The 16,445-nt window shown below is 53.5% G+C and carries 12 protein-coding genes; 1 reads left to right on the forward strand and 11 read right to left on the reverse strand.

What is annotated here, in order from left to right:
* Positions 1-2: 2 nt before the first annotated feature.
* The 8 genes from V8F51_RS14770 to V8F51_RS14805 form a co-directional block, all read right to left on the reverse strand.
* Positions 3-3,179, reverse strand: coding sequence for a beta-galactosidase (locus V8F51_RS14770; protein ID WP_337101042.1), 3,177 nt, complete (start codon positions 3,177-3,179; stop codon positions 3-5).
* 15 nt (positions 3,180-3,194) lie between these two features.
* The gene (locus V8F51_RS14775; RefSeq protein WP_337101043.1) at positions 3,195-4,970 is read right to left on the reverse strand and encodes a glycoside hydrolase family 35 protein; all 1,776 of its coding nucleotides are present in this window, start codon (positions 4,968-4,970) and stop codon (positions 3,195-3,197) included.
* The gene (locus V8F51_RS14780) at positions 4,970-5,932 is read right to left on the reverse strand and encodes a sialidase family protein (RefSeq protein WP_337101044.1); all 963 of its coding nucleotides are present in this window, start codon (positions 5,930-5,932) and stop codon (positions 4,970-4,972) included. Before V8F51_RS14780 ends, V8F51_RS14775 begins: the two co-directional genes overlap by 1 nt.
* 308 nt (positions 5,933-6,240) lie before the next feature.
* Positions 6,241-6,648: a DUF6855 family protein gene (locus tag V8F51_RS14785; protein WP_337101045.1), complete on the reverse strand. Its 408-nt coding sequence runs from the start codon at positions 6,646-6,648 to the stop codon at positions 6,241-6,243.
* Between the two features lie 160 nt (positions 6,649-6,808).
* The gene (sdaAA, locus tag V8F51_RS14790) at positions 6,809-7,702 is read right to left on the reverse strand and encodes an L-serine ammonia-lyase, iron-sulfur-dependent, subunit alpha (RefSeq protein WP_337101046.1); all 894 of its coding nucleotides are present in this window, start codon (positions 7,700-7,702) and stop codon (positions 6,809-6,811) included.
* A gap of 45 nt (positions 7,703-7,747) precedes the next feature.
* Positions 7,748-8,419 carry an L-serine ammonia-lyase, iron-sulfur-dependent subunit beta gene (sdaAB, locus tag V8F51_RS14795; protein ID WP_337101047.1) on the reverse strand — a complete coding sequence of 224 codons (672 nt, stop codon included), beginning with the start codon at positions 8,417-8,419 and terminating at the stop codon, positions 7,748-7,750.
* On the reverse strand, positions 8,409-9,836 hold the full coding sequence (locus tag V8F51_RS14800; protein WP_337101048.1) for a M20 family metallopeptidase: 1,428 nt from the start codon (positions 9,834-9,836) through the stop codon (positions 8,409-8,411). Before V8F51_RS14800 ends, sdaAB begins: the two co-directional genes overlap by 11 nt.
* Positions 9,837-9,860: 24 nt before the next feature.
* Positions 9,861-11,108, reverse strand: a complete 1,248-nt coding sequence (locus tag V8F51_RS14805; RefSeq protein WP_337101081.1) for an MFS transporter — start codon at positions 11,106-11,108, stop codon at positions 9,861-9,863.
* A 184-nt stretch (positions 11,109-11,292) separates the two neighbouring features.
* Between V8F51_RS14805 and V8F51_RS14810 the strand changes: the two genes are divergently transcribed.
* Positions 11,293-13,320, forward strand: coding sequence for a helix-turn-helix domain-containing protein (locus tag V8F51_RS14810; RefSeq protein ID WP_337101049.1), 2,028 nt, complete (start codon positions 11,293-11,295; stop codon positions 13,318-13,320).
* Positions 13,321-13,336: 16 nt separating this feature from the next.
* On the opposite strand, the gene V8F51_RS14815 is transcribed toward V8F51_RS14810, so the two are convergent.
* From V8F51_RS14815 to V8F51_RS14825, 3 genes are read right to left on the reverse strand one after another with little or no spacing between them, the layout of a single operon-like run.
* Complete coding sequence (locus tag V8F51_RS14815) at positions 13,337-14,326, reverse strand: AAA family ATPase (protein WP_337101050.1); 990 nt, start codon at positions 14,324-14,326, stop codon at positions 13,337-13,339.
* A complete protein-coding gene (gene pnuC, locus V8F51_RS14820) occupies positions 14,296-14,952 on the reverse strand; it encodes a nicotinamide riboside transporter PnuC (protein WP_337101051.1) in 657 nt (218 codons plus the stop codon). The genes V8F51_RS14815 and pnuC overlap by 31 nt, the downstream gene beginning before the upstream one ends.
* A gap of 48 nt (positions 14,953-15,000) precedes the next feature.
* Positions 15,001-16,443: a nicotinate phosphoribosyltransferase gene (locus V8F51_RS14825; RefSeq protein ID WP_337101052.1), complete on the reverse strand. Its 1,443-nt coding sequence runs from the start codon at positions 16,441-16,443 to the stop codon at positions 15,001-15,003.
* Positions 16,444-16,445: the final 2 nt, after the last annotated feature.

Genomic DNA, 16,445 nt, shown 5'->3' on the forward strand with positions numbered 1-16,445 from the left:
AATTAATGACCACCGCTAACGTTGATTTGGACTTCCTCCGGTCTATAAACGGCCAATAGCCTGCCGCTAGCATCCGCAGCGAACATGACGGTCCTCTCCTCCTCCAAGCTGAACGAATACGAGCAGCAGGTTACGGGGTCAGTGATTTCCACTTCCGCTCGGTTCGCATACTCCGAGACGAAGATATACAACGCACCTTCTTGGAAAGCAAGCTTGCGACCATACACACCGGGCAGCTCGCCTCCCTTCAGCCAAAGCATCTCAGCCTCCACGCCGGCATGGTCTATCGCGTAATCGTACACCTGCGCGAGCGACTCGGTACGTTCGTTCAGCTCGATCGGCAGCGGACACCATAGCAGCGTCCCTTTACCCACTTTCTTGGTCGTCAGGGCAGTGGCCGACAACCCGCCTTCATCAATCATGCCGATTTCCTTGAACACCTCTGCGAGCCTGTTCCGGCCGAACGATACGGGAATGAGTCTTCCCTCCAGCTCCAGCGCCTCCTCGCGCAGCACGTTTCCAACCTGCGTTGCGCCTAGCAGCCCGATCATTCTTTCCGTCGGCCGCCAATATTCGTCGAGACTCATCGGCCCCGTGAATAGAAGCGTTCCGCCATGCTCCTTCGTATGCTTCAGAAGCAGGCTAAGGGCATCACTGCTGAAATTATGCGGACTTGGTACGATAATCAGCTTCGGCGGCTGGGCGGACAGCGATTCCAGCTGATATTCGCCCATCGCCCTGAACGGCTGCTTCAGTTCATAAGCCATCGTTCGTGTCAGCTTCGAAGTCGCTTCAAGCGCAAGACTGCGCGCGGAGAAGTCGTTCGAATAAGGATAGACGACAACGGTCTCCTCCAAGCGGCGACCTTCGAACAAGTGGCCGATCTGCCCCATAAAGCGGCCGAAATCGTATGAAATGTCGGCTTCAGGCTTCTCCGTGCCATCCGCTCTGACGGCTCCGATATTCGACTCGTTGACGTTGTTCATATAGAAATTGATATTCCACACCCATTGCACAGCACCTGCTGCGCCCGTCGCGAACGCATAGGCATACTTGCGCTCCAGCATATTTCTCAATTCTGTCTCGGTTCGCTTCGCCTTTCCGTCCGCCGTCTCGACGTACATCAGGCCGGTTTCCTGCACGAGGCAAGGCTTATTCGGGCTTTTGGCGAATACGCCGTCCCAGATCAAATCATCCATCTGCCACCAGGAGTGCATATTCGTATAATCGACCTCGGCCTCATAGAAGAAGGGAGAAGGGCGCTGGCCGGCAAGCGCTTCGTCTTGACCGACCGTAATGAGCTGCTTCGGCTGAATGCGCCTAATGACGCCGCCAAGCTCGCGAGCCCATCTATTATGCATCTCCATTGTGAAAAGGCAGTAATCCAGCCAAGCTTGGTTACGGCTCGGATGAATCGGCGTTGTATAGAAGTTGATTTCTTCCTTGCGCGGCGGAGCCGCAGCTTCAAAAGAGGGCAGCTCCAGCGGCGTTCTGTTCCACCGCTCCTGCAACAACCGGATATCGCCTTCATGACGCTCTGACAACCAGCGGGAGAACTGCTCTTTCTCGTAACGGTCGCCGCTCGTTTGAGGTCCGCTGAACGTCTTGTCCGGCCGGAACATCGACGGCTCGTTAATGAGATCCCAATGAACATGCATCGAACGGGCATGGCGCTCTACGATTGCTGCGATGAACCGCTTCTGCGCTTCGATGCTGCGCGGATCGAGATAAGGATTCACGCCCTCCCATGCTTCCGGCGTAAATGCAAAAAACGTAAAGGTCAGCTCGAGGCCGTGTTTTTTGGCCGTTAGCAGGAAGGCGTCAATCGCCCGCATGACCTCCTCCGAAGGATGTCCGTCCACGAACATCGCCTGCCGCCATGCTGTCCATATGCCTGTTCTTATATAGTTGATGCCTGCCTTCTTCATCTGCGCCATGTCTTTGTCCCAGACCGCCGCGTTCGGCATGAACAAAAACTTGCGCGCAACGTCGGATGACATGTATGTCATCCCTACAATCGGCATCGGCTTGCCCTGTTTGCGGAAATAATCGCGGTCGCAGGCAAGCGGTTCTCCTTGCTCCAGCAGCTCTGCATCCCAGCCCCAGAACCCTTGGCGGAAAGTTCGTTTCTCGCCTTCGCTCGATAGGGCAACGCATTCGGCCGCATAATAGCCGGGCTCTACCGTTATTGGAATCGGAAGCCGAATTGACGCAGGCTCGCGCGTCGCTTCAATCTCCGCTTCTCCCGTCCATACCCGCTGCATCGTTCCGCCTGCTTCTTTGGCCACAGCGATATGAAATTGCCAAACAACAGAAGGCTGCCGTTCGGTTTGCCGTATCTCAGCTTGAGTCTGCAATTGCGGTTGCGAATGTGCGGGGTGTCTTCCAAGCGCTTGCAGCTGCAACTTGAACGCCGGACGCTCGCCCGGCTCGTAGCAGCCGTAATTCGTTTTGAACCAGATTTCGGTAACGCCTTTGGCACAATAGTTGTTCCAATCACGGATAGCGGCCGCGCCCCCTTGCGACCAGAAACCGAATTCGATGATCTGGTTGACGAACAGCCACCTGCCGCCCGCGAAATCACCTTTCGTGTTTTCCATCAGAACGACTGGAGCGCATACTTCCCGGTTATCAGACGTCATCCCTTTGAGCATCGGGTATATATGTACGTCCATCGGGCCGCTTGTGCCTCCCTGCCCAGGCTGATCGTCCGCTTTCGTCGCATGAAGCACGAAGCCGACGGTCGGTTGCACTTCGAAGAGCCGCTCCTTGCCCGCGAACAGCGGAATATCCTCGTTAGCTGCATATCGCTCGACCTTAGCAACGTCGACCGCAAGCATCTCGTGAATGTTCAATGCCTGATGATAGGCCGTCTGGACGGGCTCTGTACGCCAACGTCCGCCGTCTAGATAAACAGGGATGCGCAGCGGTTCTCCGCCGATATGAACAAGCGCGCCGCCGCGTTTCAAGAAAGATAGAATAGACGACCAAGCTTCCTTAGGCACATATTTGCCGTGCAAATAGACGAGGCTATCCGCCTCCTCAAGCGCTTCGGCGAGTCCTTCCGCACCGATTACCTTGCCGATCTTCGCCAGTTCGGACACTTGCTGTCCACTCGGCCTTACCCCTTCATATGGAAACGATGCATCGTAAAATAGAATTGACTGTTTCATTTGCATTGCCCTGATTTCCCCTTATCCCTCATTCGTTCCGTTCAATACATGGTTATCCGTTAATCGAATAGACGGCTCCTTCATCCCATGTTGCTCGAATACGATTATTTCATTAACTCCCTTACGAAGCAGCGGAGCAGGTACATACAATGTTTGTTGCGGCCCTCTGTTCCAATAACGTCCCAGGTTGAACCCGTTCACGTAGACGACCCCTTTCGTCCAGCCGCTCATATCAATGAACGTATCGGCAGGCTGCTCGATAGGAAGATTCGCTCGGTAGAAGGAAGGCTGATTGTGCTCTTCAACCGCGCCATAAGCGAGCTGTGACAGCTCGTCGAGCGGAAGCGGATGTATCGTCCAATCGAACAGAAACTGAAAGCCTAGCCTTACCCCTTCGGTAATGCCCTTGCGGTCCTTCAAGTAAGGTCCATAATTGACCCGGCCCATATTTTCGACAAGAATACGCAGCTCGGCTCCGCCTTCCGGTACTTCAATCGATAAGGTCTGCTCCATCGTCGCACGCTCGATCACGCCGATGAAAGCATCGTTCACGAAGACAAGCGCGCGGTCTCTTACTTCCTGCAAGTGAAGCTGCTCCATCGGCCTCGGCCCCGTGATATGAGTCGTGTAGCAGATGAAACCATAGCTTTGCCCCACCTTCTCCATCGGCAGCGGCACCGGAGAGCGAACCGCTTCGGACAGAGCATTCAATTGCCCGAACAGATTCGCCTGCTCCTGCATCTCGACTCGCCCGTAGGCAGCCCGCTCCGCCGGAGCAGGCAGCATGCCATGAAGAATATCTGACGATTGACCCGCATGACGGGCAAGCACCTCGCTCACAGCCTCGTATTTCGCCGTGGGCTGCCCCGTTTCATCGAGCGGCGCGTCGTAATCGTAGCTTGTCGCCGTCGGCTCGTAATGGTTGTACAGCTGGCAATTCGCCCCGTTGTAAAAGCCGAAGTTTGTTCCTCCATGGAACATATAGAAGTTGACAGAAGCTCCCGCCTCGAGCATCTCGCTGAACACGGAAGCAACGTCGTCCGCCTCCCGCGTATGATGCGGCTTGCCCCAATGATCGAACCAGCCGTTCCAATATTCCATGCACATAAGCGGCCCTTCAGCTTCGTATTCGCGCAGCTTCGCGAAGGAGGACACCGGACTGGAACCGAAATTCGCGGTGGCCAGTACGCCGGGAACACTTCCGCCCTGCAGTAACGCGTCAGTCGGTCCGTCCGACGTAAAGAGCAGCACATCGATGCCTCTGCTTACCATCGCTTCCTTCAAATAGTGCAAATAACGGCTGTCATTGCCGTAGCTTCCATATTCGTTCTCGATCTGCATCGCGATAATCGGGCCGCCCTGCGTGCATTGATACTTCGCAAGCCTTGGCAGCAATTCGTCGTAATACGCATCGATTCGATCGAGGAACGGCTTGTAGTAGCAGCGAAGCTGCATATCCGAGTCTGCAAGCAGCCAGGCTGGCAGACCGCCGAACTCCCATTCCGCGCAAATATAAGGGCTTGGGCGGACGATAACGAATAACTCCAGCTCAGCCGCTGCACGCAGGAAACGCTCGATGTCGGCCATGCCGTCGAACCGATATTGACCCGGCTTCGGCTCGTGAAAGTTCCATGGGACGTACGTTTCCACCGTATTGAAGCCGCAAGCCTTCAGCTTCAGCAAGCGGTCGCGCCAATACTCGGGCACGATCCGGAAATAATGAACAGCGCCCGAAACGAGTCGAACGGGCTCATTGTCATAAGTAAAGACGTTTTCTCTTACCTCGAAAATGCCCATTATACGGTCAGCTCCCAATAAGCGATCTTTTTGCGATTCCAAGTATAGGTAACGTACAGCTTGGCTCCCGCTTCCGCGATGGATGGATACGAGAACTCGCCCTCTCCCTCTTCCATAACGAGCGCCTGCTCCCATGTCTCACCGTTGTCGCCGGATAAGCTTACGACGAGCGGCGTTCTCGGCCCCCAATTGGAGCCGACCGGGTTATGCGCAAGCGCCAGCTTGCCGTCAGCCATCCGTACGACATCAATGCCGCTGTTATTGTTAGGCAGGGTTGTCGGATAAGCGGCGCTCCAAGTGACGCCGCCATCGTTTGAATCACTGCGGTAGATGCTGCCTTCCGTACTTCGAAGCAGCATATGCACATGATCCGGCGCGGATTCCCACAGTGCAGGCTGGATGACGCCTCTGCCCGGCTCGCGCGGAATGTCCATCGCAATCGTCTCGCTCGGCTTCCATGTCTGCCCGCCATCCGCAGATCGGTCCACGAACGCCTCCCACGCCTCCTGCTCCAGCGAAGCCGGAGCGAGCCAAACGCCGCTTTGGAGCTTGATCGGCTTATTGCGCACAGGCCCCCGCCCCCCGCGATCGCCGGCAACGAGCTCGGAAGGAGCCGTCCAAGTCAGTCCTCCGTCTTGTGACACGATGTAGCGTGTATACCATTCCGAGAACGTATGCCCAACTTTGTAGTACAGGATTAGCTCCCCAGGCTCCGCCTCGAACAACACCGGATTCCAATGAGGCAATCCCTCTTCCTCGGCTGCTTTCACCGGCGGCGACCATTGATCATCTATATAACGCGACATCCATATATTCACATCCGGATCACCCTCGCAGATGCCGCCGAACCATGCAGCAACGGAGCTGCCGCTAGCCAGCCTTACCACCGTAGAAGCATGGCAACTGCCGAATGGAGCGTCTCCTTCAAACACATAACTTTTTGTACCGTTGATTACGACCATATGCAGCCTCCTTGCGTACACATTTCTCTAACTGCTCTGACCATAATCGGTTTTCATTCTTCGCTCAACGGGAAATATTCGGGTTATTATCGATTTTCCAAAATCAAGAGGGCTTCCAGAGGGAATAAAGAAGAGCTTGCGACTTCACCATTTTCTTCAAGCGAGGCAGAAGACGAAAATCGTGAAGTGCAGGGCGAATTTCGTGAAAAATTACGCAAACAACGGCCAAGGTAAAATAATCTTTACTAAAAAAAGAGAGGAAAGCCCGCACGGCGCACACCGTCCAGGCTTTCCTCTCTTCTTACACCCTATATCGCTCGCATTCGATTGTTTCTAGGATTATGCTCGACTTCCGCAAGTCCTAACTGCTCCATTAACGGCGGGACGTACATGCCGAACCGGCCGCGAAAGCCTTTTTTGATCCCATACCATCCGCCTATCGGATTGTCGATTGACCTTGCCCAAGCTTCAACAGTTCCTTCCTTCGCCGGCTTCTGTTCGTCTGCGCTGCCCAGCTCTATCCAATCGCCATGCTGTTTCAGCATCGCGTGCAGGTCTTCAATACATCGATAGTCATAATGCAAGACAGTCTTGCCAACCGTACATACGAGAATCGCCTTGCCGTCCTTCTCATCCTTATACATCTCATAATCAGACGAGCGAGGCGGCGTTTGCAGCTTCCAAGGCTGTTCCTTCGTTCCCAATGCTTCAGACATAACCATTCTCCTTAGCGAGTTGTTGGCTTTCATGTCTATACTATATCACAGCAAGAAAACGAAGCCGAATTCGATATTCATTAGGCGAAATAAAAAAAGACCTCTTGTTCAGCCAATATAGCTTGCTGAGGAGAGGTCTGTACTTCCAATGATGATACCGTTAAGTGTTTTCCGCTTTCTTACGGGTTCTTCCCAAACGATGCATAATATCTTTGCCTGTCGGTGTTTGCGCTAGCCCGCCGCCCGCCGTCTCACGATGCTTCTCCGGCATGGATGATCCGACTTCCAGCATAACCTGGATCACCTCGTCGGAAGGAATGACGCTGCGAACGCCCGCCAGCGCCATATCGGCCGCAGCCAGCGCCGTAACTGCGCCGAAGCCATTGCGTACAATACATGGAATCTCTACGAGGCCGCCGACCGGATCGCAAATAAGGCCTAACGAGTTTTTGAGCGCAAGTCCGACTGCATGGACGGCCTGGGCGGCATTTCCCCCTCGGAGCTCTGCAAGTGCGCCCGCAGCCATGCCTATCGCGGAGCCTACCTCGGCCTGGCAGCCTCCCTCGGCTCCGGATACGAAGGAATTGTTCGCGATGACGTAACCGATCGCTCCCGCAGCAAACAAGCCGTATGTCATTTTCTCGTCCGTCCATCCGAATCGTTCCTGACAGCTTACGAATACGCCCGGAATAATACCGCAAGAACCAGCCGTCGGCGTCGCAATGATCCGGCCCATTGAAGCGTTCACCTCGGAGACGGCAAGCGCATAAGCCATCGCGTCCCCCGCTATTCCAAGGCTTGGCACCGCCTGCTCGTTGTAAGCGGCAACGCGCTGTGCGTCGAGTCCGGTCAACCCGCTGCGGGAAGTCGTATTCTGCGTCAGCCCCCGATGCACAGCATCCTTCATGACGGAATAATACTCCAACATCGTAGCGAACTCTGCTTCGGGAGTTCGACCCGATTCCTTGGCCTGCTCCGCCAGCATCAGTTCTCCAATGGATACGTCCTCCTGCGCGCAAAGCAAAGCCAGTTCATTCAAATGGGCAAATCTCATTCGCGTCTCTCCTCTCTGCTGCTATGCGACCCTCGCTTCCCTCAATCAACCGTTCAAGTCGATAATGTGAATGGTATGCACAGCTTCGCATTGCTCTAGTTGTCGTATGATCGTCGTCGTAATCGGCGTATCGAGCTCCAATACGGTCAACGCATCGCCGCTGCGGCTTTTGCGATCCACCGACATATAGCCAATATTGGAATGCTGCTGCTTCAACGCCTGCGTAATGTCGGCAATCACGCCGGGCCAATCGGAATGAAAGATGACGAGCGTCGGATAGATTCCCGTCATTTTCACATGGAAGCCGTTAATTTCAACGATCTCGATGTTGCCTCCGCCGATGGAAGTGCCGACCATATCTAATGATCGGCCCGCTTCCGAACGCAGCTTAATCCTTGCCGTATTGGGATGGGGATAGAGCCCCTTCCCTTCCGCAAACCGAACAATCACGCCAGCCTCTGCAGCCAAATCAATGGCGTCCGGAATTCGCGGATCGTCCGTCGCGTAGTCTAGAATTCCGCCAACGATGGCGCAATCTGTCCCATGTCCCGCATAAGTAGCCGCGAAGGAGCCGTAGAACGTAACCTCCGCTTCGGCAGGCTGCTCTCCGAGCAACTGCCTTGCCGAACGGCCGATCCGAGCGGCGCCTGCCGTATGCGAGCTTGAAGGACCTACCATCGCCGGACCGATAATGGAGAACACGTCTTTAAACCGCATAGGCTTTAGGCGGCTCAACGCCGGCAGGTATCGGACTTACATAAGACTCCCCGTCGAGTCGCGCCGCAAGCTCCTTCTTCGCCTCGGTAATCAGCTCCGGACGAAGAAGCGCTTCGACCGCCGTGCTCGCCATTGTCTTGCCGGCGAGCAGCATCCCTTTGTGCGCATAGGAAGTTTTGCCCTGCGCCACGGTTTGCCAAGCATGGATCGGAGTGCCGTACGTCCAAGTTGCCGTAACGCACTGGGCCGTCGGTACATTCCAGCTTACGTCGGCAACATCCGTCGATGCCGGCATTACGACCATATGCTCCGCGTAAGGCATTATCGTCGCGGATAAAGGATGCTCGGACAAATAAGCCGCTGCCGATTTGCCAACCTGCTTGGCGGCAAAACTGATATCCTCTTGCGGAATCGAAGCGTAAATCGCTTTAGCGAAGCTTTCTTCTTCCTCTGTATAAACGGGAACGCCTAGCGCAGACAAATGACCATGCATCGCTTTCTCCAGCGTCACGTTAGGTATTAAATTCGATGTCGCTCCTTCCACGATGAATTCCGTGCTCGTTTCCGTCATCAAGGCCGCGCCCTTCGCTATATTTTTCACGCGCTCGAAGAGCTCGCTTACCTGTTCGGACTTCGGAGCGCGGATTAAATAAACGACCTCTGCCTCCGCCTGCACGACGTTCGGCGAATGGCCCCCGCTGTTCGTTATCGCATAATGAATACGGGCTTGATCGATCATATGCTCGCGTAAATAGTTGACGCCGACATTCATCAGCTCTACCGCGTCCAGCGCGCTTCGGCCCAAATGCGGCGTTGCTCCGGCATGAGCGCTCCGCCCTTTGAAACGAAAATAAACATGTACGTTAGCGAGAGACGACATATGCATAACCCCGTTCGAAGATGCCGGATGCCAGCAAAAGGCGCTATCCACATCGGCGAATAATCCGGCCTTCGCCATAAACGCTTTGCCCGAGCCCGTCTCCTCCGCAGGACAACCGTAATAACGTACGGTTCCGGTCAAGCCATGAAGCTTAATATAGTCCTTAACAGCGACGGCTGCCGCAAGCGAACCCGCTCCTAACAGATTATGTCCGCAGCCGTGACCGTTGCCTCCGGGAACGAGCGGCTCGTACGACGCCGAACCGGCTCTCTGACTCAAATTCGCCAGTGCATCGAACTCTCCCAATATCGCGATAACGGGCTTGCCTGATCCATAGTCGGCGACGAATCCCGTATCCAACCCGCCAACGCCCTTCTGTACCTTGAATCCTTCTTCCTCCAGCGCCTCGCACACGATCTGCGACGACCGCGTCTCTTGGAAGCTCGTTTCGGGATTATCCCATATTTGATCGCTAACGCGGATAAATAAGTCCTTTTTGCTATCGATAAGCTCGGAGATTTGTTTCGTCAATTCCATTGTATCCACCTCTTATATATGAATTTAAGATTGAATGAGCGAAGGCGCTGTATCGGGAGACTCTTCCTTCCGGCCCCGTGCTGTAATTAACGCAATGGCGCACAAGACCGCGAAGCCGATCAGCATCGTGAATGCCGCCGTATAAGAACCCCCAAAAGCTTGTACCATAAATCCGATCAGCATCGGCGTAAGGAAGCCCGCCAACTGCGCTCCGGTATTAATGAAGCCATTCGCCGATCCTACGATTGAAGCAGGCATTGTTTTGAGTGATTGAGAGGCAATAAGCGTAATGATAAACGATGCAAATATCGTAACGACGCTCTGATACGCAATGAACAACGTCGTTGTTGCCGCATTGGCCATCAAATAAAGGAGAATGCCCGTACCAATACTTAATAGCGCAGCTACTATTTTATCCGCTCCTTTCGTCAGGCGATCAAGCACATAGCCGCTGAATATCATGCCGAAAATGCCAACGAAAGCCGGGATTGCCGATAACAAGCCGATAGCCTTCAAGTCAAGTCCGCGCGCTTCCATCATATAGGTCGGCATCCAAGCGCTAAGCCCCCAGTTAATGGCGTAAATGCTAAAGTAGGCAATGAACAAATTCCAAATCATCGGCGTTTTTAGCACCTCTTTAAGCGGTGCTTTAGCCGCTTTGGGCCGAGCTGAGATCATCCCTTCTTCAGGCGAAGCTTTGGCTGGCTCCTTCAGGAAAAAATAAAATAAGAAACCCACAATAAGACCGGCACCTCCAATAATATAGAACAAAGAACGCCAGCCAATCGTGCCCATCGCCTGCGTCGTAAGAATCGGCGTGAAAATACCGGCAATCGTGGCAGAGGACAACATAAGCGACATCGCGCGACTGCGCTCGTTCAGCGGGAACGTCGCGGCAATCGCCTTCGATCCGGAAGGAAAATAGCCGCCCTCGGCGATGCCGAACAGGAAGCGAATGACGACCATCGACGCGAGCGACCAAGCGAGACCAGTCATGCCCGTGAAGATGGACCAAATAATAATAGAGAACAAGATGACTTTGCGAAAACCGAACTTATCGGCGAGCGCCCCGCCCGGCATTTGCATAATCGCATAGCCGAGGAAAAAACTGCTGAGCAACATCCCTTGCTGGGACGGATTCAAGCCCAAGTCCTTCACGATATCGAGCACCGCGTAGTTCATGACGAACCGATCAATATTACCGAGCAGCCAGCCTGCGAATAACAGAATCAATATGACATATTTCGTTTTGCCCGTCGTACCCGTTGTCATCTGCCTCATCCTCTCACCTGTCTATATGTGATGAATTCTTTCATGAATTAAAGATACCTAAAATAGCACTACTCCTTCAATGTATAAAGGTCTATAATTTATATTAAACATATAGATATATGTACATCGACATTCAAAAAGAAAGGGGTTACAAAGTTTGACCGAAAAATTTATGTTAGATTATATGACATATATAGACTACAAGGGCAACTATCAGATTTGGTTAAGCGTAAAAGGTGAACCTTTCCGGTTCGTTGAGAGCAAAGGCGATGAGCCTTTGCTGCCGCCAACCGAAGCCCCTTCACTTATTCAGCAGCCTGCCATTATCGTAACAAACGGGAGCGGCAGCGACGTTTGGTTTACCTTCCAACACAACTGCAAAATCGTTGTCCGTTGTTTCCAATCTATAGCATGGACCGAGCAAGAATGTTTCATGCTATCCCGCTGCCTATACCCGTATTATGCGGAGCGGCAGCTTGACCGGCAAAACCATATTTTGAACAAAATGATGGAAAGCATCCGCCAGATGACGTCGGTACTTGAGCTTGAGGAGCTGCTTACGCAAATACTAAGCAATGCGCTGGCCGTCATCCCCGTTGCGGACATGGGTGTGCTTTGGATGTTCGATGACGAGCTCGATGTGCTCACTGCGAGAGCCTTCGCCGGGCAGTTCAACGAAAGCGTGCGACATATGAGGATGAAGTGCGGAGAAGGCATCATAGGCATGACTTACGAGGATGGAATTCCCCGTCTTTACCGAAATATGGACGACATTATTAAAGACTCCATGACGATGTCCGCGGACAACATGGAGCATTTGATGCACTCCAATCAATTTACCGAGCTTAAGTCGATAGTCAGCGTGCCGATCAAAGTCGAGGGCAAAAGGGAATGCGTACTCATCGTTTATCAAAATGGAGCCGAGCCCCTTCTAACAGAAGAAGACATGGGACTGCTCCAGAGCTTCTCCGATCAAGTGACAATCGCGCTTACTAACGCCCGTTTATACGACGGCTTAAGTAAACAAAACAGACTCCTGATGAAACGGGACGAAATCCATCGGACGCTTATGCAGCTGTCGCTCCAAAACAAAGGCGCGGAAACGATCGTACGCGAATTGGGACGCATGAGCTCCCTGCCGCTCCTATTTTTCGATATGCTGGATGATACCCGCTACCCGATACGCAAGAACCTCGATTCCCGTTTCTCCATGGACGAGCTCGAGAGGCTGGCTTCGGGAAGCAAGCAGCCGATTGTCCATCCTATCCATGCGGCAGCCGGAAGCAATGCGCTACTCTATATTCATCCTATTTATGCGGCTAACGCCTGTCTTGGATTTATTGCGATTGAGCTGCTGCAAGAGCTTACCCCGTTGAATCAGCTCATCATGGAGCAGGGGAGTTCGATTTTGGCGCTTGAGCTCGTGCGCAAGCAGTCATTATCCGAATTTTATTACAAAAAAACGAATGATGAATTCAACGAGCTGCTGCTGCAAAAAGATTCGGGAACGCTGCGACGCAAAGGAGCGGCTCTCGGCATCGGCGATTCCGCCAGGCTGCAGGTCGCCTTATTCGAAATCATTCTATCGGATATGCAGACCGTGAACGTTCAAGTCCACCGGCTCGTCGCGGCCATCAAGCGCAGGCTTGGCGCCGCTGCGCCGATCGTCTTCGGCTCTCGCAACAAAGTTACCGTGCTGCTAAGCTCACAGAAAGCCGGCGGAAGCTCCCTTATCACGGCGGATACGCTTCATGTTTTTGTTCAGGAATGGGAAAGAAACGGCGGGGCAAAGCTGCGGATCAGCTCCGGCGCTAGCCATGAAGGACTAACAGGCGTGGCCAAAAGCTATAACGAAGCCGATAAAGCGATGAATTATATGGAATCTCGGGGACGCTCCGGTTACTTGCATTATAGCGATATCGGGATCAACCGCTTATTCATTCATCACTCCAACGAGGAAGTAGAACGGTTTACGATGGAGATATTCGAGCCTCTCCGCTCGCATAAGGGAGAATCGAACCGGCTAGAGGAGACATTGATCGCTTATATGGCCAGCAACCGTTCGGCCGGTCAGGCGGCGGAACGGCTGCATATCCATATCAATACGCTGTACCAACGGATTAAGAAGATCGAGGATATCTTGAACGTTTCCTTCGAGGATCAGGAGCATCTGCTTCGGCTGCAATTAGCCTGTTATTTGCATACTTCCTAAAGGTGATTGATGGCTGTCATTCCGTATATAAGACAGCCTTCACCTGCCGCACACGCTGCTCTACCGTTCCATGGAGCAGCGTATAAGGGATATCGCGCTGCTCCAAATCCGCTCTTATCGCAGCATGAAATTCCATCCGTTGCACATCTCCCGAGCGATCCCACGTATCGTCGTACGGGATATCCGTGTCGCACACAAACACGAGATCATATCGGGTAACGGCCAACTGGGCTAACTCGGCCAACCTTGGATGCGCTTCGCCATGATAATAGAGGCTGAACATGTACGTCGTGATTGCATTCGTGTCTACGAAGGCGTAACGCCGTGCTTCGTTGAACAGTATTTCTTCGTGCTCTCTATGCCCCTCGGCAATCTCGACGAGCTGTTCCTTCGTTAAGCGTCGATCCATCTGATGCTGTTCCCAATATTCCCGCCCGTATTCGGGCATCCATACGGTTGCGTATCGCTCTGCCAGCACCTTGGCTAGCGTCGTCTTCCCCGTCGACGGAGCGCCGAGCAATACGATTTTCTTAATCATATCGCGGTATACGATCGGATCAAGGAAGGCTCGCTGCTCGTAAGGCGCTTCACGTACGGCCGTGCCCGATACCGCGTAAGACGTCCGCCCCATATCAACCCGCCGATCCGCCGCCTGCAACGCCTCGCTCATATGCTCGCCATACGGCTCGCTCGAGTAGAAGTGGGTAATCCGCTGATCCTCCAGCAGCCCTAACACATATTGCTCGTGCATCGCTTTGATTTCCGGCGTGTAGCCCACTTCATTCGGTCCGCCCCGCGCCTCGATCACGCGAACAGCCGGGTATAACGTCCTGATCCATCCCGCCCGCACCGGCAGCGAAATATCGATCGTCTCCGGGCAGTCGTAGATGATGACGATCACTTCATCCATCTCGCGCAACGCCGTTTCAACAACATATTGATGGCCCTTGTGAAACGGCGCATACTTGCCAAGCGTCAATCCAATGCGGCGCTCTCGTTCTCCCATGTCGCCACCCCCTGCTGTTTTTTCCAAGTGATAAGTCCCGATATAGCGATGCATAAGAAGATCGCGTATAGGAAGGCGAGCATATTCAAGTCTTTATACAAATACATGCCTACCGACAGCACGTCAACGACGATCCAACAGTACCAGTTCTCCAATATTTTGTACGATAGCAGCATTTGGGCAATTAAACTTAACATCGCGATGAAGGCGTCTGGATATGGAATCGATGCGTCCGTGTACGTCGAGAGCGCATACCCCCATATCCCTGTTCCCGCGAACAGCGCGACTAACAAGATCCCCGCCAGCCGCGGCGTAATTCGCCTTGTCGGCCTTACCTTCGCACCGTTCCGTTTCGTCAGCCAAATGACCCAGCCATAGATGCTTAAAATGAAGAAGAACACCTGCAGCGCCATATCCGCGTACAGCTTCACTTCATAGAACATATAGAAGAAGCAAGCGACGTTCACTAGACCGATTGGCCATGCCCAAATCTTCTCTCTAGCCGTTAACCAGACGCTGAGCAGCCCTGTTGTCGTCGCCACAACTTCAAGCGTGGTAGTCGATGTGAAATAAGCGATTCCAAGCATAATGATTAGCGCAGCGACCATCGTCCACGTCTTATTCATCTTCCTCTCCCCCGTTTCCTTAGCTGCACAATGCTTATCCGTTGTCCGTTATCCGTGATGCTGCTCGATCAAATCCATCTTCAGCTTGTAGGCCGCCTCGCTTAAGCTGATTCGATAAGCTTCAGGATTAAGCTTGCGCAAATATTGCGGCCAGAACAGCGTAAGCTGCTCCGCATGATATTCCTGTATATGATTAAGCTTCGGAAGCTCATATACGAGCTCGCCTGCCGCAAATATCGTCTTCAACAACGAGATCGCCTCATACTCATCGACATATTTGTGAATGTACGGATGCACCGGATCGAACAACTTGATCCGCTTGCCGTCTGCCGCCGCCTTCTCTCCCTTAAGCGTGACGTAGTCCGCTTCCGCCTTACCCGTGCGGGTGTTCACAATGCGATATACTTCCTTGTAACCGGGATTCGTTACTTTCTCGGGGTTGCCCGATATTTTGATAACGGGAACATATTCGCCGTCTTTCTCCCTGGCGACCAGCTTATAGACGCCGCCGAGCGCCGGCTGATCGGCTGCCGTGATAAGCTTCGTGCCTACACCCCAAGTGTCGATCCGCGCGCCTTGCGCCTTCAGGTTGAAAATAATATTTTCATCCAGATCGTTCGACGCGACAATCTTCACGTAAGGAAGATCTGCCTCATCAAGCATCTTGCGGGCTGTCTGCGACAAGTAAGCGAGATCTCCGCTGTCCAATCGGATCGCCTGCATCCGCTTGCCCTGACTCTCAAGAAGCTTCGCCACTTTGATCGCGTTCGGAACGCCGCTTGTGAGCGTATTGTATGTGTCGACGAGCAGCGTCACTTGATCCGGCAGCGCCTCCGCATATTTACGGAACGCCTCCTCTTCCGTATCATGGCCCTGCACCCATGCATGGGCATGCGTCCCTTTGGCCGGAATGCCGAACATCATGCCCGCACGCATATTCGACGTCGCATGGAACCCTCCAATGTACGCCGCCCTCGCTCCCCATACGGCTGCGTCCGCTTCCTGCGCTCTGCGCGTACCGAACTCCAGCAGCACGTCATCCTGAGCAGCTTGCTTCACGCGCGCAGCTTTCGTCGCAATAAGCGTCTGATAGTTTAAGAAATTCAGCATCGCCGTCTCGATCAGCTGTGCTTCGAACATCCGCGCCTCTACGCATAGGAGCGGCACCCCTGCGAATACAACAGTCCCTTCGGGGACGGCGTATAGATTGCCCGTGAACCGGAAGCTCCGCAGTTCTTCCAGAAACGCCTCCTGATAGTTCTCCTCTTGCGTGCGCAAATAATCGATTTCTTCGTCGCCGAAGCGCAGATCCTCGATATAGCGGACAATCCGCTCTAGTCCGGCGAATACCGCATAGCCGTTGCCAAAGGGCAGCTTCCGGAAGTAAGCCTCGAAAACCGCCTTCTCATCCGCCGTTCCGTGCAGCCAGTGCGCATACATCATATTAATCTGATATTTATCGGTATGAAGCGTTAAGTTAGGTCCGTTCATAT

The organism is Paenibacillus sp. YIM B09110 (assembly GCF_037167145.1).
GTDB lineage: Bacteria > Bacillota > Bacilli > Paenibacillales > Paenibacillaceae > Pristimantibacillus.